Annotated in this window: 19 protein-coding genes; 11 read left to right on the forward strand and 8 right to left on the reverse strand. The window is 57.3% G+C overall.

Annotation, left to right across the window (positions count from 1 at the left end; all coding sequences use genetic code 11):
• The first annotated feature begins 6 nt into the window (after positions 1–6).
• The 3 genes from SOM48_RS05865 to SOM48_RS05875 are packed head-to-tail and all read left to right on the forward strand — an operon-like array spanning position 7 to position 2,822.
• On the forward strand, positions 7–1,161 hold the full coding sequence (locus SOM48_RS05865) for an ABC transporter permease (protein WP_320511669.1): 1,155 nt from the start codon (positions 7–9) through the stop codon (positions 1,159–1,161).
• A complete protein-coding gene (locus tag SOM48_RS05870) occupies positions 1,154–2,101 on the forward strand; it encodes an ABC transporter ATP-binding protein (protein ID WP_320511599.1) in 948 nt (315 codons plus the stop codon). Before SOM48_RS05865 ends, SOM48_RS05870 begins: the two co-directional genes overlap by 8 nt.
• Positions 2,085–2,822 carry an ABC transporter permease gene (locus SOM48_RS05875; RefSeq protein WP_128482593.1) on the forward strand — a complete coding sequence of 246 codons (738 nt, stop codon included), beginning with the start codon at positions 2,085–2,087 and terminating at the stop codon, positions 2,820–2,822. The genes SOM48_RS05870 and SOM48_RS05875 overlap by 17 nt, the downstream gene beginning before the upstream one ends.
• Here the strand turns inward: SOM48_RS05875 and SOM48_RS05880 are convergent.
• The gene (locus SOM48_RS05880; protein WP_023479821.1) at positions 2,797–2,910 is read right to left on the reverse strand and encodes a protein YohO; all 114 of its coding nucleotides are present in this window, start codon (positions 2,908–2,910) and stop codon (positions 2,797–2,799) included. The two genes, SOM48_RS05875 and SOM48_RS05880, sit on opposite strands and share 26 nt — an antisense overlap.
• A 60-nt stretch (positions 2,911–2,970) precedes the next feature.
• Positions 2,971–3,705, reverse strand: a complete 735-nt coding sequence (locus SOM48_RS05885) for a MerR family transcriptional regulator (protein WP_313353962.1) — start codon at positions 3,703–3,705, stop codon at positions 2,971–2,973.
• Positions 3,706–3,924: 219 nt separating this feature from the next.
• On the opposite strand from SOM48_RS05885, the gene SOM48_RS05890 reads away from it, so the two are divergent.
• Genes SOM48_RS05890 through SOM48_RS05900 form a run of 3 tightly spaced genes read left to right on the forward strand, consistent with a single transcriptional unit; the run spans position 3,925 to position 6,849 of the window.
• Positions 3,925–5,613 carry a sensor histidine kinase gene (locus SOM48_RS05890; RefSeq protein ID WP_042715944.1) on the forward strand — a complete coding sequence of 563 codons (1,689 nt, stop codon included), beginning with the start codon at positions 3,925–3,927 and terminating at the stop codon, positions 5,611–5,613.
• Positions 5,607–6,326: a two-component system response regulator BtsR gene (gene btsR, locus SOM48_RS05895; RefSeq protein ID WP_128482595.1), complete on the forward strand. Its 720-nt coding sequence runs from the start codon at positions 5,607–5,609 to the stop codon at positions 6,324–6,326. Before SOM48_RS05890 ends, btsR begins: the two co-directional genes overlap by 7 nt.
• Before the next feature lie 52 nt (positions 6,327–6,378).
• Complete coding sequence (locus tag SOM48_RS05900) at positions 6,379–6,849, forward strand: YehS family protein (RefSeq protein WP_023479843.1); 471 nt, start codon at positions 6,379–6,381, stop codon at positions 6,847–6,849.
• 92 nt (positions 6,850–6,941) lie between these two features.
• Here the strand turns inward: SOM48_RS05900 and SOM48_RS05905 are convergent, their stop codons facing one another.
• Both SOM48_RS05905 and metG read right to left on the reverse strand, forming a co-directional pair.
• Positions 6,942–7,397: a YehR family lipoprotein gene (locus tag SOM48_RS05905; RefSeq protein WP_023479721.1), complete on the reverse strand. Its 456-nt coding sequence runs from the start codon at positions 7,395–7,397 to the stop codon at positions 6,942–6,944.
• Positions 7,398–7,487: 90 nt separating this feature from the next.
• Entirely contained in the window at positions 7,488–9,518 is a 2,031-nt protein-coding gene (gene metG, locus SOM48_RS05910; protein WP_076770344.1) for a methionine--tRNA ligase, read from the reverse strand.
• A 165-nt stretch (positions 9,519–9,683) separates the two neighbouring features.
• On the opposite strand from metG, the gene apbC reads away from it, so the two are divergent.
• A complete protein-coding gene (apbC, locus tag SOM48_RS05915) occupies positions 9,684–10,793 on the forward strand; it encodes an iron-sulfur cluster carrier protein ApbC (RefSeq protein WP_139568217.1) in 1,110 nt (369 codons plus the stop codon).
• Between the two features lie 704 nt (positions 10,794–11,497).
• On the opposite strand, the gene SOM48_RS05920 is transcribed toward apbC, so the two are convergent.
• The 4 genes from SOM48_RS05920 to SOM48_RS05935 all read right to left on the reverse strand — a co-directional run bounded on the left by SOM48_RS05920 (position 11,498) and on the right by SOM48_RS05935 (position 14,743).
• Entirely contained in the window at positions 11,498–11,923 is a 426-nt protein-coding gene (locus SOM48_RS05920) for a GNAT family N-acetyltransferase (protein ID WP_139568216.1), read from the reverse strand.
• Between the two features lie 12 nt (positions 11,924–11,935).
• The gene (locus tag SOM48_RS05925) at positions 11,936–12,271 is read right to left on the reverse strand and encodes an RcnB family protein (RefSeq protein ID WP_054804416.1); all 336 of its coding nucleotides are present in this window, start codon (positions 12,269–12,271) and stop codon (positions 11,936–11,938) included.
• Positions 12,272–12,467: 196 nt separating this feature from the next.
• Positions 12,468–13,481, reverse strand: a complete 1,014-nt coding sequence (locus SOM48_RS05930; RefSeq protein ID WP_320511600.1) for a zinc-binding alcohol dehydrogenase family protein — start codon at positions 13,479–13,481, stop codon at positions 12,468–12,470.
• Between the two features lie 149 nt (positions 13,482–13,630).
• Complete coding sequence (locus SOM48_RS05935; RefSeq protein ID WP_034812046.1) at positions 13,631–14,743, reverse strand: ABC transporter ATP-binding protein; 1,113 nt, start codon at positions 14,741–14,743, stop codon at positions 13,631–13,633.
• Between the two features lie 342 nt (positions 14,744–15,085).
• On the opposite strand from SOM48_RS05935, the gene SOM48_RS05940 reads away from it, so the two are divergent.
• From SOM48_RS05940 to SOM48_RS05955, 4 genes are read left to right on the forward strand one after another with little or no spacing between them, the layout of a single operon-like run.
• A complete protein-coding gene (locus tag SOM48_RS05940) occupies positions 15,086–16,321 on the forward strand; it encodes an extracellular solute-binding protein (RefSeq protein WP_076770150.1) in 1,236 nt (411 codons plus the stop codon).
• Between the two features lie 57 nt (positions 16,322–16,378).
• On the forward strand, positions 16,379–17,686 hold the full coding sequence (locus SOM48_RS05945) for a carbohydrate ABC transporter permease (protein ID WP_289743493.1): 1,308 nt from the start codon (positions 16,379–16,381) through the stop codon (positions 17,684–17,686).
• Positions 17,687–17,695: 9 nt separating this feature from the next.
• Positions 17,696–18,547 carry a sugar ABC transporter permease gene (locus SOM48_RS05950; RefSeq protein ID WP_042716650.1) on the forward strand — a complete coding sequence of 284 codons (852 nt, stop codon included), beginning with the start codon at positions 17,696–17,698 and terminating at the stop codon, positions 18,545–18,547.
• A gap of 4 nt (positions 18,548–18,551) precedes the next feature.
• A complete protein-coding gene (locus SOM48_RS05955) occupies positions 18,552–19,739 on the forward strand; it encodes a glycoside hydrolase family 53 protein (protein ID WP_313161800.1) in 1,188 nt (395 codons plus the stop codon).
• Positions 19,740–19,758: the final 19 nt, after the last annotated feature.

Genomic DNA, 19,758 nt, shown 5'->3' on the forward strand with positions numbered 1-19,758 from the left:
GGCGTGATGGAGGGATCGAAACGCTGCCACAACCGCGTGCTGTTGCTGCTGGTTGTGCTGGGAGGGCTGGCGGCGTGGCTGCCGTTTATCAACTATGCGCCAAACCGGCTGGTTTCCGGCGAAGGGCGCGCGCTGTGGCAGCTGTTTAGCGGCCTGTGGTTGCTTGCGCCCGCGCTTCTGCTGACCCTCTGTTTTATACCGGGGCGCAGTGCACAGGCGGCAACGCTGGTTCTGGCTGAACTCCTCTTCTGCCTGCTGGTGTGGAGCGCAGGCCGCGCGGCGACGGATCTGGCGCAGAGCGGCAGCGCGCTGGCGCGTACCTCGCCCGGCAGCGGCTTATGGTTATGGCTGGCGCTCAGCCTGCTCGCCTGTAGCGATGCCATTCGCCGCCTTGTTGCTCACCCGGTGTGGCGCTGGCTGCTGCATATGCAGATTTGGCTGCTGCCGCTCTGGCTGCTGCTTAGCGGCGAGCTGGATAACCTCTCGCTGCTGCATGAGTACCGCAACCGCCAGGAGGTGTTTGATGACGCGCTGGCGCAGCACTTAACCTTGCTGTTCGGCACGCTGCTTCCGGCATTAGCCATCGGTTTTGCGCTCGGGCTGTGGTGTTATCGCCATCCGGCGCGGCAGGGGCCAGTCTTTACCGCGCTCAACATTATCCAGACTATTCCTTCCGTTGCGCTGTTTGGCCTGCTGATTGCACCGCTGGCCGGGCTGGCACAGCACTTCCCGTGGCTCGCATCGATAGGCATTGCCGGTACCGGCATCACCCCGGCGCTGATTGCGCTGATTCTCTACGCGCTGCTACCGCTGGTGCGCGGCGTGGTTGCCGGGCTGAACGAGGTCTCTGCCGATGTGCTGGAGAGCGCGCAGGCGATGGGCATGAGCGCTGCGCAGCGCTTCTGGCAGGTGCGGATTCCGCTGGCGCTGCCGCTCTTGCTGCGCAGCCTGCGGGTAGTGGCGGTTCAGACGGTTGGCATGGCGGTGATCGCTGCGTTAATTGGCGCAGGCGGCTTTGGCGCGCTGGTCTTCCAGGGGCTGCTCAGCAGCGCGTTGGATTTGGTGCTGCTCGGGGTGATCCCGGTTATCGGCCTGGCGGTGGTGATTGATGCCCTGTTTGATCTTGCCCTCGCGCTGTTGAAGGTAAAACACCATGATTGAATTTCACAACGTTTCCAAAACCTTTGCCGGGCAGCGGGCGGTTAATCAGCTCAATTTGCAGATGAAAACCGGCGCGTTTTCGGTGCTGATTGGCACCTCCGGCTCGGGAAAATCGACCACCCTGAAGATGATTAACCGCCTTGTCGAACACGACGAGGGAACGATCACGTTCGCCGGGGAGGAGATCCGCAGCCTGCCGGTGCTCGAACTGCGCCGCCGCATGGGCTACGCCATTCAGTCGATTGGGCTTTTCCCCCACTGGACGGTGGCACAGAACATCGCCACCGTGCTGCAACTGCAAAAGTGGTCGCGCAGCAAATGCGACGCGCGGGTAGATGAACTGATGGCGCTGCTCGGGCTGGAGCCGGGGCTGCGCGATCGCTTTCCGCACCAGCTTTCCGGCGGGCAGCAGCAGCGTGTTGGTGTTGCCCGCGCGCTGGCCGCCAACCCGGAAGTGCTGTTGATGGATGAACCCTTCGGCGCGCTCGACCCGGTCACCCGCAGCGCTCTACAACAGGAGATGGTGCGCATACACCGCCTGCTCGGGCGCACCATTGTGCTGGTGACCCACGATATTGATGAAGCGCTGCAATTAGCCGATCACCTGGTTTTGATGGATGGCGGCAATGTGGTGCAGCAGGGGACGCCGCTGGAGATGCTGACCGCGCCGCAGAATAACTTTGTGCGCGAGTTTTTTGGCCGCAGCGAGCTGGGCGTGCGCCTGCTCTCCCTGCGCCAGGTGAGCGACTATCTGCGTGACGAACCGATCGGCCACGGCGAGCCTTTGCAGGCACAGATGAGCCTGCGCGAGGCACTCTCCGCTTTTGTCGCCCAGCGCTGCGAGGTGTTGCCAGTGCAGGATGCCAATGGGCAGCCCTGCGGCAGCCTCCATTTTCGCGATCTGTTACGCGGGGAGGCGGGGCGTGAAAATATTGCGTGATCCGCTGCTCTGGCTGCTGGCGCTGTTTATCGCACTGCTGTTGTGGTTGCCCCACAGCGCACCGCTGTTTAGCGCACTCTTTCCGCAGCTGCCGCGCCCGGTCTATCTGCAGGAGAGCTTTGTCGCGCTGACCCTTGCCCACTTCTCTTTGGTAGCGCTCTCAAGCGTTATTGCGGTAGCGATTGGCATGGGCGTCGGCATTGCCGTAACGCGACCCGGTGGGGGAGAGTTTCGCCCGCTGGCAGAGACCATTGCTGCCGTCGGGCAGACCTTTCCGCCGGTGGCGGTGCTGGCGATTGCGGTGCCGGTGATGGGGTTTGGTAAAGCGCCCGCCATTATTGCGCTGGTGCTCTATGGCGTACTGCCGATTTTACAGGGGACGCTGGCGGGGATCGCTGCGGTTCCGGCAAGCGTACAGAGCGTGGCGCAGGGGATGGGCATGAGCGGCTGGCAACGGTTGCGCAAAGTGGAGTTACCGCTGGCCGCACCGTTGATTGTCGCCGGGGTTCGCACATCGGTGATTATCAATATCGGTACGGCAACCATTGCTTCTACGGTCGGGGCAAGCACGCTGGGAACGCCGATTATCATCGGCCTGAGCGGGTTTAATACGGCCTATATTGTGCAGGGGGCAGTGCTGGTGGCGCTGGCGGCAATCATTGTCGATCGGGGCTTTGAACGGCTGGCGCTGCGGCTCAACCGGCACCGCCGCGCACGATAAACGAATAACCAGCCAGCATTACGCCGCCGATCCCGCCGATGGCCATCAGCAGAAAGATCGCGATGACAAGAATTTTACCAGGCTTCATCTCAGGCTCCTTTTAAGTGAGGCCGGCATTATAAAGGCATTGTGAGTTGTTAATGAAACATTAAATGCCGAGAAGCCACACCTGATGCCCCGTCTCCTGCCAGGCCTGCAATTGCTGCTGCTGCGCGGGGGAGGGGGAGTCGCCGCACCACACCAGCAGCATCTTGCCTTTGAACATCTCCGGATGAAACTGGGTGAAGGGGTGCGCAAGAATGCCGACCTGCCACTCCTGCTGGCTGGCGATCCAGCCTTCAATCCACAACCGCGTGCTGTCCTGTACACCCCAGCCGACCACCAGCGCCGGACGGCCATGTGCCTGCTGCTGCGACGCCGATAAGTTGCCGGCAATCAGGCTAATCAGAATGCCATCCAGCAGGCTAAGCTTTGCCTGGTAAGCGGGACGCGTGCCCTGCAAGCGTGCGCGTAAGGGGTTAATCAACTGCTGTGCCAGCGTTTTTGCCGGGTGGTCGCGCATTAGCTCACTCAGCCACTGCTGGAGGGTATGACCATCTCGCTGTTGCAGCAGATGCATCGCCCGCTCCTGATGGCTCTGCCAGACGTGGTGACGCTTGTCGCTGCTGTTAGCCAGCAGCGCCTGAACTTTACTCACCTGCACGCCCGATTCAACCCAGTGCTGGATCTCTCGAATACGATCGATGTCCGCCTCGCTGAAGAGCCGGTGGCCGCCATCCGTGCGTTGCGGGGTTAACAAACCGTAGCGGCGTTGCCACGCACGCAGTGTGACGGGGTTGATATCGCATAACAGAGCGACTTCACCAATAGTGTAAAGCGCCATGATCTCTCCTTTGCTTCCCGAATGCCGGTGTAACTGTAGACCTTTCTTAGGGGTGAAGACAACAACAGTAACGTTTTGTTTACTCTTTATTCATAACTGCGCATACCCAGGCACAATATGTGACTCAGAGCACGAATTTCTCTTTTTTTAACGTCTGTCGAAGAAACCGCTGCCGACTCGCTGTATGTTACGCGCTTTATCTGATGCGGTGTGGCGGGTATGTACGAGTTCAATCTGGTGTTGCTGCTGCTTCAGCAGATGTGTGTGTTTCTGGTGATCGCCTGGCTGATGAGCAAAACGCGCCTCTTTATTCCGCTGATCCAGGTCACCGTGCGCCTGCCGCACAAGCTGCTCTGTTATGTCACCTTCTCCATTTTCTGCATTCTCGGCACCTATTTCGGCCTGCATATTGAAGACTCCATCGCCAATACTCGTGCGATTGGCGCGGTGATGGGCGGCCTGCTTGGCGGCCCGCTGGTCGGCGGGCTGGTGGGGCTGACCGGCGGATTGCACCGCTACTCAATGGGCGGCATGACCGCATTGAGCTGCATGTTCTCGACCTTTATCGAAGGGCTGCTTGGCGGGCTGGTGCACAGTTTTCTTATCAAGCGCGGGCGTACCGACCGCGTGTTTAACCCCTTTACCGCCGGTGCGGTCACCTGCGTGGCGGAGCTGTTACAGATGGTAATCATCCTGCTGATTGCCCGCCCCTTCGAAAGCGCGCTGCATTTAGTGCAGAGCATCGCCGCGCCGATGATGGTGACCAATACCGTTGGCGCGGCGCTGTTTATGCGCATCCTGCTCGACAAGCGCGCCATGTTTGAGAAATACACCTCGGCTTTTTCCGCCACGGCGCTGAAAGTGGCGGCCTCCACCGAAGGGATTCTGCGCCAGGGCTTTAATGAAGAGAACAGCATGAGGGTGGCGCAGGTGCTCTATCAGGAGCTGGATATCGGCGCGGTGGCGATCACCGATCGCGAACGGCTATTAGCCTTTACCGGCGCGGGGGACGATCACCATCTGCCGGGGCGGCCTATCTCCTCCGTCTGGACGCAGCGGGCGATTGAGACCGGCGAAGTGGTCTATGCCGACGGAAATGAGGTGCCGTATCGCTGTTCGCTGCACCCGCAGTGCAAGCTCGGCTCGACGCTGGTGATCCCGCTGCGCGGTGAAAACCAGCGCGTGGTCGGCACCATCAAGCTTTACGAGGCGAAAAACCGCCTCTTTAGCTCCATCAACCGCACGCTGGGGGAGGGGATTGCACAGCTGCTCTCGGCGCAGATCCTTGCCGGGCAGTATGAGCGGCAAAAAGCGCTGTTGACCCAGTCGGAGATTAAACTCCTGCACGCGCAGGTTAACCCGCACTTCCTGTTTAACGCGCTCAACACCATTAAAGCGGTGATCCGCCGTGATAGCGATGAGGCCGGGCTGCTGGTGCAGTATCTGTCGACCTTTTTTCGTAAGAACTTGAAACGCCCCGCAGAAATCGTCACCCTTGCGGATGAGATTGAGCATGTGAATGCCTATCTGCAGATCGAAAAAGCGCGCTTTCAGGCGCGGTTGCAGGTACGGCTCGAGGTGCCGGAAGCGCTGGCGCACTTACACTTGCCCGCTTTCACGCTGCAACCCATTGTCGAAAACGCGATTAAACACGGCACGTCTCAGCTGCTGGGCGTGGGCGAGATCACTCTGCGTGCCAGCCAGCAGGCGCAGCATCTGGTGCTGGATATTGAGGATAACGCCGGGCTTTATCAGCCGAAAAACGATGCCGGTGGCTTAGGGATGAGCCTGGTGGATAAGCGGCTGCGCGCCCGTTTTGGCGACGAGTGCGGTATCAGCATCGCCTGCGAGCCGGATCTTTTTACCCGCATTACCTTGCGACTCCCTCTGGAGGAAGAGGCATGTTAAGAGTGCTGATTGTTGATGATGAACCGCTGGCGCGGGAAATGTTACGCAGTCTGCTGCAGGAAGAGCGCGATATCGAGGTGGTGGGCGAGTGTGGTAACGCCATTGAAGGGATTAGCGCGGTGCATAAACTGCGCCCCGACGTGCTGTTTCTTGATATCCAGATGCCGCGCATCAGCGGGCTGGAGATGGTCGGCATGCTCGATCCCGGTAACCGGCCCTACGTCGTGTTTCTCACCGCTTTTGATGAGTACGCGGTGCAGGCCTTTGAAGAGCACGCCTTCGACTACCTGCTTAAACCGATTGAAACGCAACGGCTGACCAAAACGCTTAACCGCTTGCGTCAGGATCGCGGCGTGCAGGATGTATCGCTGCTGGCGGAAAATCAGCAGCCGCTGAAGTTTATCCCCTGCACTGGCCACAGCCGCATCTGGTTACTGCAGATGGAGGAGGTGGCGTTTGTCAGCAGCCGGATGAGCGGCGTCTATGTCACCAGCCACGAAGGCAAAGAGGGCTTTACCGAGCTGACGCTGCGCACGCTGGAGAGCCGCACGCCGCTGGTGCGCTGCCACCGGCAATATCTTGTCAATATGGCTTTTCTTAAGGAGATCCGCCTTGAGGATAATGGCCAGGCTGAGCTGCTGCTGCGCGACGGGCTGACGGTGCCGGTAAGTCGACGCTATCTGAAAAATTTAAAAGAGGCGTTGGGGTTGTAAATTCCTGCGCGATGCCTACACTGCGCGCTGGTTCATCATTTCGGAAAGAGACATGCTAAATAACGATATCCTGCGCAGCCTGCGTTACACCCTGCAGGTCGACAACACCGCGCTGGTGCGCATTCTGGCGCTGGCGGACACTGAAGTCACGGCTGAACAGCTGGTTCCGTGGCTGCGTAAAGAGGATGAGGAGGGGTATAAACCCTGCCCGGATATTGTGCTGTCGGCGTTTCTTAATGGGCTGATTTATGAGAAGCGCGGCAAAGATGAGAGCGCACCGCCGCTCGCCATGGAGCGCAAGCTCAATAACAATATCGTGCTGAAGAAGCTGCGCATCGCCTTCTCATTAAAGACCGACGATATTCTGGCGATCCTCACCGAGCAGCAGTTCCGCGTCTCAATGCCGGAAATTACCGCGATGATGCGCTCCCCGGAGCATAAGAATTTCCGCGAATGCGGCGACCAGTTTTTGCGCTACTTCCTGCGCGGGCTGGCGGCACGTGGGCAGAAGCCGAAGAGCTGACACGCTTTTTCGCCCATAAAAAAACCGCATACACGCGAGGTGATGCGGTTTAATTAGCCCGGCAGACAATGTGCTGCCGGGCAGTAAACGACTTATTTCACTTCTTTAAAGCCGCGCGCTTTCAGCAACTCTTCTGACTGCTTCATGCTGATTTTACCGTTAACCGTACCGGTAAATTCAGAACCCTGCAGGCTGTTCAGCTGAGCGAAGTCCACTTCGTTGTAATCGACTTCCAGCGTCTCCTGAGCATAGGTCTCTTCATACGCTACGCTCTCTTTCACGCCTTTCACGCTCTGGTATTTTTTGCTAATCGGATCCAGAACTTTCATCGCTTCTTCTTTGGTTTTCGCGCCAATAGAGGAGTATTCGATTTTGTTCTTCGCGGTCTGACGTTCTACTTCATCACCCTTGTAGTAGTAAGTCAGCGTCACTTCCGTACCGCCCGTCGCCCAGGTAAAGGTCTTGCTCTCTTCTTTATCACCACAGCCGGTCAGGCCAACAACTAAAGCGACAGAAAAGAGTGCTGCAATGATTTTGCTGAATTTCACGATAATCCCCTATTTTCCATGTGAGGTAATGTTTTGTAAGACTGCGTATAACAGTATAGAAAAAGGCGCTGAATTCAGCGCCTTATTTTTTTATTTAACTTGCTGGCCCGCTTTTGCACCGCTATCCGGGCTGAGCAGGAAGATATCGCTGCCGCCAGGACCCGCTGCCATCACCATCCCTTCGGAGATGCCAAAGCGCATTTTGCGCGGCGCGAGGTTAGCCACCATCACCGTCAGGCGGCCAATCAGCGCGCTCGGATCCGGGTAGGCGGAACGAATGCCGGAGAAGACATTGCGCTTCTCACCGTCGAGATCGAGCGTCAGGCGCAGCAGCTTATCTGAGCCTTCGACAAACTCGGCGTTCTCAATCAGCGCCACGCGCATATCGACTTTGGCGAAATCGTCAAAAGTGATGGTCTCCTGAATCGGGTTGTCAGCCAGCTCGCCCGTTACCGGTGCAGCAGCGGCTTTGACTTCCTCTTTCGACGCTTCAACCAGCGCTTCCACCTGTTTCATCTCGATGCGGTTATAGAGCGCTTTAAACGGATTCACTTTATGACCGAGCAGCGGTTCGTTAATCGCATCCCACGTCAGGGTGGTGTTGAGGAACGCTTCGGTGCGCGCGGCCAGCGACGGCAGAACCGGTTTCAGCCAGGTCATCAGCACGCGGAACAGGTTAATGCCCATCGAGCAGATGGCCTGCAAATCGGCATCGCGGCCTTCCTGTTTCGCGACAACCCACGGCGCTTGCTCATCAACATAGCGGTTCGCTACGTCGGCCAGCGCCATGATTTCACGCACCGCTTTACCAAACTCGCGACTCTCCCACGCGCTGCCAATTGCGGCGGCGGCGTCGGTAAAGGTTTTATACAGCGCCGGATCGGCCAGCTCTGACGCCAGCACACCGTCGAAGCGTTTGGCGATAAAGCCCGCGTTACGCGAGGCCAGGTTCACCACTTTGTTAACGATATCGGCGTTCACGCGCTGGACGAAATCCTCCAGGTTGAGGTCGATATCATCAATGCGCGATGAAAGCTTGGCAGTGTAGTAGTAGCGCAGGCTGTCGGCATCGAAATGGTTCAGCCAGGTGCTGGCTTTAATAAAGGTACCGCGCGATTTGGACATCTTCGCGCCGTTAACCGTTACATAGCCGTGCACGAACAGGTTGGTCGGCTTGCGGAAACCGCTGCCTTCCAGCATCGCCGGCCAGAAGAGGCTGTGGAAATAGACGATATCTTTGCCGATAAAGTGATAGAGCTCGGCGTCGGAATCTTTTTTCCACCAGTCATCAAAGTTGAGATCGTCGCGTTTGTCGCAGAGGTTTTTGAACGAACCCATGTAGCCAATCGGCGCATCCAGCCAGACGTAGAAATATTTGCCCGGTGCGCCCGGAATTTCAAAGCCGAAGTAGGGCGCATCGCGGGAGATATCCCACTGTTGCAGACCGGATTCGAACCACTCCTGCATTTTGTTCGCCACCTGCTCCTGCAGCGCGCCGCTGCGGGTCCACGCTTGCAGCATTTCGCTGAACGACGGCAGATCGAAGAAGAAGTGCTCGGAATCACGCATCACCGGCGTCGCGCCGGAGACCACCGACTTCGGCTCAATCAGCTCGGTTGGGCTGTAGGTCGCGCCGCACACTTCGCAGTTATCGCCATACTGATCCGCCGCTTTACATTTCGGGCAGGTGCCTTTTACAAAGCGGTCCGGCAGGAACATGCCTTTTTCCGGATCGTAGAGCTGGGAGATGGTGCGGTTTTTGATAAACCCGTTCTCTTTCAGACGGGTGTAGATAAGCTCGGCCAACTCGCGGTTCTCATCGCTGTGCGTTGAGTGGTAGTTGTCGTAGCTGATGTCGAAGCCAGCAAAATCGGTCTGATGCTCCTGACTCATTTCGCCAATCATCTGCTCCGGGGTGATCCCCAACTGCTGTGCTTTCAGCATAATCGGCGTGCCGTGGGCATCGTCCGCACAGATGAAGTTGACCTGGTGGCCGCGCATTCGCTGGTAACGGACCCAGACATCAGCCTGGATGTGCTCCAGCATATGGCCGAGGTGGATGGAGCCGTTGGCGTACGGCAGCGCGCACGTTACCAGAATTTTCTTCGCGACTTGAGTCATAGTTGGCATTACATCTTCTTGAGAAAAAGGGTTTTCGATATTACCAAAAGGGTAACAATCGCGCCAAGCGATAAGGGCATTAATCCATAAATGGATAATTATTCCCTTTGGGGTAAACTTGAGCGCTACAAATGTCGTTTTCAGAACAACTACAAAGGAGTCGGGATGAGTTCGCAATCCCAGGCCAAATCCCCGGAAGCCTTACGGGCAATTGTCACCGGGACGCTGGCCGATTTTCAGCACCCCACCCTCAAACATAACCTGACAGCGCTGAAAGCCGTCCACCATGTTGCATGGCTGGATGAGACCCTGCATGTCGAATTGCTGATGCCGTTCGTCTGGACCAGCGCTTTCGAAGAGCTGAAAGCCCAGTGCAGCGCCGAACTACTGCGTCTGACCGGCGCGAGCGCTATCGACTGGAAGCTGTCGCACAATATCGCCACCCTGAAGCGGGTGAAAAACCAGCCGGGCGTTAACGGCGTGAAGAATATTATCGCCGTCAGCTCCGGCAAGGGCGGGGTAGGGAAATCCTCTACCGCCGTTAACCTTGCGCTGGCGCTGGCTGCGGAAGGGGCGAAAGTCGGTATTCTCGATGCCGATATCTATGGCCCGTCAATCCCGATGATGCTGGGCGCGGAAAATGAGCGTCCGACATCACCAGACGGCACGCATATGGCGCCGATCATTGCCCATGGCCTGGCGACCAACTCAATTGGTTACCTGGTGACGGACGATAATGCAATGGTGTGGCGCGGGCCGATGGCCAGCAAAGCGCTGCTGCAGATGTTGCAGGAGTCCATGTGGCCGGATCTCGACTACCTGGTGCTCGATATGCCGCCAGGCACCGGCGATATCCAGCTGACGCTGGCGCAAAACATTCCAGTGACCGGGGCGCTGGTCGTGACCACGCCGCAGGATATCGCGCTGATTGATGCTAAAAAAGGCATTGTCATGTTCGAGAAAGTGGAGGTGCCGGTGCTCGGCATCGTGGAGAACATGAGCATGCATGTGTGCAGCAATTGTGGTCACCATGAGCCGATTTTCGGCACCGGCGGCGCAGAGAAGCTGGCGGAGCAGTATCACACGCAACTGCTAGGCCAGATGCCGCTGCATATCTCGCTGCGTGAAGATCTCGACAAGGGTACACCGACAGTTGTCAGCCGCCCGGACAGCGAGTTCACTGCTATCTACCGCAACCTTGCCGGTCGCGTAGCTGCCCAGCTTTACTGGCAGGGCGAGATCATCCCCGGTGAGATCGCGTTCCGCGCAGTGTGATTGACGATGCCGGGTGGATGTGTGCCATCCGGCATTCTTACCGCGCCACAATTGCCGGATGGCGGCTCCGCCTTATCCGGCCTACGGTAACGAATCCGCTGAAACGGCGTAGGCCGGATAAGCGTGTAACGCGCCATCCGGCATTATCTCCGCGGCACCAATTGCCGGATGGCGGCTTCGCCTTATCCGGCCTACGGTAACGAATCCGCTGGAACCGTGTAGGCCGGATAAGCGTTTTACGCGCCATCCGGCAATGGGGTTGGATTGGTGGAATGGTTCCGTTCACCATGCGTGCGGCGGGATTTGTTTATCACCGGTGCGGTGAACGGGACAAGGGGGGGACCGCTCCCCCCTTGTCAATCCCCGCGGCCCCGCGAGGAAATCGGTGCTGCGCACTGCGCTCACCTCCCGCGTGCCTGACTGCGGCCGGCTCGACTCGACCTGCTCGCCCGTTCCGGGACTCGCTCCCTGTCTCGGTTCGCCTCTGTCCGCCATCCATGGCGTCCAGACCTTGTCATTCCCGCTTCGGTTCGCCGATTTCAGCGGGGACACAACCCCTCGCTGTAAGATGGGCGTCAAATGAAAAAAAGTTGCTGCTGAAACCGCGTAGGCCGGATAAGCGTTTACGCGCCATTCGGCATTGTATCGCGGCACCGGTTGCCTGATGGCGGCTTCGCCTTATCAGGCCTACGAAATGACAAAATCTACTTCAACACATAGTGCATCAGCACATAATCCCCCTGCGGGGAGACGCCTTTGGCCTCAACGCGCCAGCCGTGACGCTGATAAAAGTCAAGCGCAGTTTTATTGCGCAGCAAACACTTCAGCGCGCCGGTGCTGGTAAAGGTGCTCTGCACATGCTCAAGCAGCGCGCTGCCCACGCCTTTTCCCTGAAACGCAGGGTCGATAAACAAGTTATGCAGGAAGTTATCGTTCTCCAGGACCGATGCGAACCCCATCCGGTGCCCGTCCTCTTCCGCCACCCAAATCACCTCGCCAAGCGTCGCAGAGTCAAAATCTTCCAGCGACCAGTCGCGGCTATCCAGCCAGGTCCAGGCTTCTTTACGAGCATGCAGATACAGGGTACGCAGAAACGGCCTGTCACTCTCCTCCCATCGGCGGATAATCACAGGCGCTCCCGGTTAACGATGATAGAAAATGTCGCCATTGTAGGCTTTGAGGATTTTACCGTCGGCATCGGTGATCAACACGTAGTTGCCGCCCATGTAGGTCCAGTGGCTACCGGCATCCGGCGCGGGAAGGTTACGCAACTTCCACTGCTTAATGTTGTAATCGTCGCTGCGGTACATCTCCGGCACCGTGTCGCCAATGGTGAATTTGGTAAAGTCGGCAACAAACTCTTTCACTTCAAACGACTGTGTGCCGCCTGCAGGCGGTGTCGCGGGCGGTGTTTCAGCATAGGTTGCCGAAGCTGTCGCCAGCAGTGCACCCAGAAGCATCATTTTTGTTTTACGCATACTCTCTCCAGGTTGTTCTTATACATTTCACGTAGTTGCATAAATAGCACGACATCATTGCCGTTTACAGACAGCGGAGCAACCAGCAAAAAATAACGCTTTGGTAAAAAGTGTAAGCAAACCCAGGAAAAAGCAGTGCGGGCGGAGAACGAATTTCGCCCTCCGCCCGCTACGTTTGGGAGTAATCCTGGCAGGATCAGCCCGCAAACCCCTCCAGCACGATTTTGCCCACCGCGCGCTGGCTCTCAAGCAGCGCATGGGCTTTACGCAGGTTAGCCGCGGTGATCGCACCGCCATGCTCGCCCAGCGTGGTTTTCAGCACGCCGCTGTCGATCAACTCCGCGACCCGCGACAGCATCTGGTGCTGGGCAATCATATCGTCGGTGGTGAACATCGAGCGGGTAAACATAAACTCCCAGTGCAGCGATAGGCTCTTCGCTTTCAGCGGCATTGCATCCAGGCTGTCGGGATCGTCAATCAACGCCAGCTTGCCCTGCGGTTTCAGTGCGTTAATCAGCTGCTGATAGTGATCCTGCGTGTTGGTCAGGCTGGCAACATGCGTCACCTCTTTGATGCCGATCCGCGCCAGCTCTTCGGTCAGCGGCTTGCTGTGGTCAATCACATGGTGCGCGCCGCGCTCTTTCACCCACTGCTGGCTGGCAGGGCGCGACGCGGTGCCGATCACCGTCATACGGGTCAGCTGGCGCGCCAGCTGCGTCAGAATCGAACCGACACCGCCCGCAGCGCCGACAATCAGCAGCACATCGCCGTCGTTGCCATTTTCTTTTACGCCGAGGCGGTCAAACAGCAGCTCCCAGGCGGTAATGGCCGTCAGGGGCAGGGCGGCGGCAGAGGCGTTATTAAGGGACGCGGGTTTACGCGCCACAATGCGTTCATCAACCAACTGATATTCGCTGTTGCTCCCCGGACGGGTTAATGCCCCGGCGTACCACACTTCATCGCCTGGCTGAAACAGGGTGACCGACTCGCCGACCTCTTTCACCACGCCCACGGCGTCCCAGCCGAGCACGCGCGGCGTATCGGCATTAAAACCGGCACGCACTTTGGTATCTACCGGGTTAACGGAGATGGCTTTCACTTCCACCAGCAGATCGTGACCGCTGGCTTGCGGTTGCGGCAGGTCGATATCGGTGAGGGCATCAAGATTGCTGCCGCCAGCGGCGGCGCGGGTAATGGCGATGGCTTTCATAACAGGCTCCGTTTTGTTGGGTTTTCATCACTACCGCTAAGGGTAGACAACGCAGCTTTGATGAAAAACCAGCAAAATGGAGCAGCACTTATCGTTCTCGAGTGAAAATGCAGTGCCGGATGGCGGTTACGCCTTCTCCGGCCTGCAAGTTACAAATCGTGGTTGGGCACCGGGATATCGGCGCTGACGCGCTGATCCTGCTCGTCAAAGATCATGCAGTGGCGGCTGTCGAAGGCGAGGGCGATCTTCTGCCACGGGCGGAAATGCACATCGCCCGGTAGCAGGATTTTAATATTGTCGTGACCGTAACATTGACCAAACAGATAGGTGTTGTTGCCCAGCCGCTCTACCACTTCGCACTGGAACTCAAGGGGCACGCCGCCCGTCATCTCTGTTGCGAGGTGCTCCGGTCGAATGCCGAGCGTAATGGCCGCGCCCACCTCCAGCGGTGAAGTGGTGATGCCGAGCGTCAGCTGGTGGCCCTGAGCAAGGGTAATAGTGACTTCACCAGGCTGCCACTGGCTTACCGTGGCGGGGAGGAAGTTCATCTTTGGCGAGCCGATAAAGCCGGCGACGAACTTGTTTTTTGGGTTGTAGTAGAGCGACATCGGTGAACCCATCTGCTCAACGTTGCCGTAATTCATCACTACGATCTTGTCCGCCAGCGTCATCGCTTCCACCTGGTCATGGGTAACATAGACCATGGTGGTTTTCAGCTCCTGGTGCAGGCGGGCTATGTGCAGCCGCATCTCGACGCGCAGCTCGGCATCGAGGTTAGAGAGGGGTTCATCGAACATAAAGACGCGCGGGTTACGCACAATCGCGCGGCCGATGGCGACGCGCTGGCGCTGGCCACCGGAGAGCTGCTTCGGTTTGCGATCCAGCAGGTGGCTTAATTGCAGGGTTTTCGCCACCATCTCCACCTGGCGGCGGATCTCCTCTTTCGGCACTTTGTTCACTTTCAGCCCGTAGCCCATGTTCTCCGCCACGGTCATATGGGGGTAGAGCGCATAGGACTGGAACACCATCGAGACACCGCGATGGGCGGGCGCAACATCGTTCATCACTTCGTCGCCAATCAGCACTTCGCCTTCGCTCACCTCTTCCAGCCCGGCAATCATGCGCAGCATGGTGGATTTCCCGCAGCCGGAGGGGCCGACAAACACCGCAAACTCGCCGTCATCAATCGACAGATTGACATTGTTCAGCGTCACCGTGTCGCCAAACCGTTTGGTGACATTTCTCAGTCGTATATTGGACATCAACGTTCCCCGAATGTAATAGCCGTTACTGGCCGTTTGTCAGCTGTTTTGTTTTACGTATAACAATCAGGAGACAGTGCTGCTCAACGGCGAAAAATCATGGCCTGACTATAACTTCCACGGATTTAGCACCCTATACTCAATTTTCATTTCTGTAACATTGGTCACATAACGCAACGTTTATTCTCGTTTTATCAGCACTTAAAGCGTAGCGTATAACAAATCCGATAAGGCGAGTGAATACGTCTTAAGCCCTGCAATATCAGGTGGTTTGCCAGAGCATTGACCTGATGATGCGCCATAAAAACCATGAAATTGTTATACCTTGACATGAGGTTGATAATGAAAAAGAAGACCCTTACCGCACTGATTTTGACAACGCTTGCTGCCGGGCAGCTTGTCGGCTTGCAGGCGCATGCCGCCGCACAGCAACTCAATGTCTGGGAAGACATCAAAAAATCGGCGGGCATCCAGGATGCGGTGCGCGATTTTGAGCAGAAATATAACGTCAAAGTTAACGTGCAGGAGATGCCCTACGCCCAGCAACTGGAGAAACTCCGTCTCGATGGCCCGGCGGGCATCGGCCCGGATGTGCTGGTGATCCCCAATGATCAGTTGGGCGGTGCGGTTGTGCAAGGGCTGCTGACCCCCCTGAATCTGGACAAAGAAAAGGTTGACGCCTTTACGCCTGCCTCCATCAACGCCTTCCGCCTCGACAACACCCTGTATGGCGTGCCGAAAGCGGTAGAGACGCTGGTGCTGATCTACAACAAAGATCTTATCGACAAGCCGCTGCAAAGCCTGCCGGAGTGGCTCGACTACTCGAAAAAACAGCGCGCGCAGAACAAATATGGCCTGCTGGCGAAGTTCGATCAGATTTACTACAGCTGGGGCGCGATCGGCCCGATGGGCGGCTATCTGTTCGGTAAAAACGACAAAGGCGGCTATAACCCGCAGGATATCGGCCTGAATAAACCCGGCGCGGTGGAAGCCGTTACCTTCCTGAAAAACTTCTATGCCGAGGGGGTATTCCCGTCGGGGATCCTCGGCGATAACGGGCTTAACGCCATCGATTCGCTGTTTACCGAGAAAAAAGCGGCGGCGGTGATTAACGGCCCGTGGGCGTTCCAGCCCTATGAAGCTGCCGGCATTAACTACGGCGTCGCGCCGCTGCCGAACCTGCCGGATGGCAAACCGATGAGCTCTTTCCTCGGCGTAAAAGGCTATGTCGTCTCTACCTGGAGTAAAGACAAAGCGCTGGCGCAGCAATTTATCGAATTTATCAACCAGCCGCAGTATGTGAAGACGCGCTATATCGCCACGCGCGAAATCCCGGCGCAGAAAGCGATGATTGACGATCCGGTGATCAAAAACGACGAGAAGGCGAGCGCTGTAGCGGTGCAGGCCGCGCGCGCAACCGCGATGCCGGGCATTCCGGAGATGGGTGAAGTGTGGGGCCCGGCAAACGCCGCGCTGGAGCTGAGCCTGACCGGCAAACAGGCTCCGCAGGCGGCGCTGGATGCCGCTGCTAAGCAGATCCAGATGCAGGTCGAAGCAATGCAGGCCAGTAACCAGTAACCGCGTGTTGGTACAGAGACGGGAGGGGGACCTCCCGTTGTCGAAAAGGAGTCGTACGTGATTATCAGTCCCAGCGAACATTTTGCCAAAGCGCCCGGCGCAGGGCGTCACGCGTGGTGCGGGCTGCTGTTGGCCATCGTGCCGGGCTTTGGCCAGTTCTACCATCGCCAGTGGCTGAAAGGGCTTATCTTTCTTGTGCTGCTGGCGAGTTTTACCGGCATCTTCGCTGATTTTTTGCGCGAAGGGCTGTGGGGGTTATACACCCTTGGTGAAGAGGTGCCGCGCGATAACTCCATCTTCCTGCTGGCAGAGGGGATCATCAGCGTGCTGATTATCGCCTTTGGCCTGATGGTATGGGGGCTCTCAATGCGCGACGCGTGGCTGAATGGCAAAAAACGCGACGCCGGTAAGCCCCTTAACAGCGTGCGCAAGCAGTACCAGATGCTGCTCAGCGACGGCTTTCCCTACCTGATGATCAGCCCGGGCTTTATCCTGCTGGTATTCGTGGTGATTTTCCCGATCCTCTTCGGCTTCGCCATCGCCTTTACCAACTACAACCTCTACCACACGCCGCCCGCTAAACTGGTCGACTGGGTCGGGTTAAAGAACTTCATCAATATTTTTACCCTGTCGATCTGGCGCTCAACCTTCTTTGATGTGCTGCAATGGACTGTGGTGTGGACGCTGCTGGCGACCACCTTGCAGTGCAGCGTCGGCGTGCTGCTGGCGATCCTGGTGAACCAGAAAGATCTGCGCTTTAAGCCGCTGATACGCACCATTTTCATCCTGCCGTGGGCGGTGCCGGGCTTTGTCACTATTCTGGTCTTCGCCGGGATGTTCAACGACTCCTTTGGCGTCATCAACAACGCGATCCTCGCCTTCTTCGGTATCGACCCGAAACCATGGTTGACGGATCCCTTCTGGACCAAAACCGCGCTGATCATGATGCAGACCTGGCTCGGTTTCCCGTTTGTCTTTGCCATGACCACCGGCGTATTGCAGGCGATTCCCGACGATTTGTATGAAGCGGCGAAGATGGATGGCGCGGGCACCTTTACCCGGCTGCGCACCATTACGCTGCCGCTGGTGCTCTACTCGATTGCGCCGATCATCATCACGCAATACACCTTCAACTTTAACAACTTCAACATCATCTACCTGTTTAACAACGGCGGCCCGGCGGTGGCTGGCGCGAACGCGGGCGGCACCGACATTCTGGTGTCGTGGATCTATAAACTGACGATGTCCTCATCGCAGTACGCCATCGCGGCCACCATCACCATCCTGCTGTCGATTTTTGTTGTCGGCCTGGCGTTGTGGCAGTTCCGCGCCACCAAATCGTTCAAAAACGACGACATGGCATAAGGGAAGAAAATGGCTCAATCACAAAGTATTCGCCGCGAGAAGGTTATTCGCCTGACGCTCTCCTGGCTGGTGATAGCAGCGGTGTCGCTGACGATTATCTACCCCCTGGTGTGGACGATTGGCGCGTCGCTGAATGCTGGCAACAGCCTGCTCAGCACCTCGATCATCCCGGAAAATCTCTCGTTCCAGCACTATGCCGATCTCTTTAACGGCCAGGTGAACTACCTCACCTGGTACTGGAACTCGATGAAGATCAGCCTGCTGACGATGATCCTGACCTTAATCAGCGTCAGTTTTACCGCCTACGCCTTTTCGCGCTTTCGCTTTAAAGGCCGCCAGAACGGGCTGATGCTCTTTCTGCTGTTGCAGATGATCCCGCAGTTCTCGGCGCTGATTGCGATTTTCGTTCTCTCGCAGTTGCTCGGGCTTATCAACAGCCATATGGCGCTGGTGCTGATCTACGTTGCCGGGATGATCCCGATGAACACCTATCTGATGAAGGGCTACCTGGATGCCATTCCGCGCGATCTTGATGAGTCCGCGCGCATGGATGGTGCCAGCAACTTTCGCATCTTTATTGAGATCATCCTGCCGCTGTCGAAACCGATTATCGCGGTGGTGGCGCTCTTCTCCTTCACCGGCCCGCTGGGGGATTTCATCCTCTCAAGCACCATTTTGCGCACGCCGGATAAATACACGCTGCCGATTGGGCTCTATAACCTGGTGGCGCAAAAAATGGGTGCCAGCTACACCACTTACGCCGCGGGTGCGGTGCTGATTGCGGTGCCGGTGGCGATCCTCTACCTGGCGTTACAAAAATACTTCGTCTCCGGCCTCACCTCCGGCAGTACAAAAGGATAAGCATATGAAAAGACTGACTCCCGCTCTGCTGGCGGTATGCCTCGCTGCCAGTTTTTCTGTCAGCGCGGTGACCACGCGCCCGTTTACCCAAATGCCCGCCGACTTTATTAAAGGGGCGGATATCTCCACGCTGCTCGATGCGGAAAAGCACGGGGCGAAATTCTATAACGACAAAAACCAGCCGCAGGATGCGCTGGCTATCCTGAAAGCCAACGGCGTCAACTATGTGCGCCTGCGGCTGTGGGTCGACCCGAAAGATGCGCAGGGCAATGCCTACGGCGGCGGCGATAACGATCTTGCCACCACCCTTGCGCTGGCAAAGCGGGCAAAAGCGCAGGGCATGAAGCTGCTGCTCGATCTGCACTACAGCGATTTCTGGACCGATCCGGGCAAGCAGTTCAAACCGAAAGCCTGGGAGAAGCTCGATTATCCGCAGCTAAAAAGCCGGGTGCATGACTACACCCGCGACACGATTGCGCAGTTTAAGCAGGCGGGCGTGTTGCCGGACATGGTGCAGATCGGTAATGAGATCAACGGCGGCATGCTCTGGCCGGAGGGCAAAAGCTGGGGGCAGGGCGGCGGCGAGTTTGACCGGTTAGCCGGGTTGCTCACGGCCGGAATCGATGGCGTTAAAGAGAACCTGAATAACGGCGAGCAGGTGAAGATCATGCTGCACCTCGCCGAAGGGACCAAAAATGACACCTTCCGCTGGTGGTTTGATGAAATAACCAAACGCAACGTGCCTTTCGATGTGATTGGCCTGTCGATGTATACCTACTGGAACGGGCCAATCAGCGCCCTGCAAGCCAACATGGATGACATCAGCAAGCGCTACAACAAAGATGTCATCGTCGTCGAGGCGGCCTACGCCTATACGCTGGCGAACTGCGATAACGCCGAGAACAGCTTCCAGGCGAAAGAGGAGAAGGCGGGCGGCTACCCGGCGACGGTGCAGGGGCAATATGACTATGTGCACGATTTAATGCAGTCGGTCATCAATGTGCAGGGCCAGCGCGGCAAGGGCATTTTTTACTGGGAACCGACCTGGATTGCCGTCCCAGGCAATGGCTGGGCCACGCCCGCCGGCATGAAATATATCAATGACCACTGGAAAGAGGGCAATGCGCGTGAAAACCAGGCGCTGTTTGATTGCCAGGGAAAAGTGCTGCCGTCGGTGAAAGTCTTTAATTAATTATCGTGTTGTAAATTTC

This window comes from Kosakonia sp. CFBP8986, assembly GCF_034044935.1.
Classification (GTDB): domain Bacteria; phylum Pseudomonadota; class Gammaproteobacteria; order Enterobacterales; family Enterobacteriaceae; genus Kosakonia; species Kosakonia cowanii.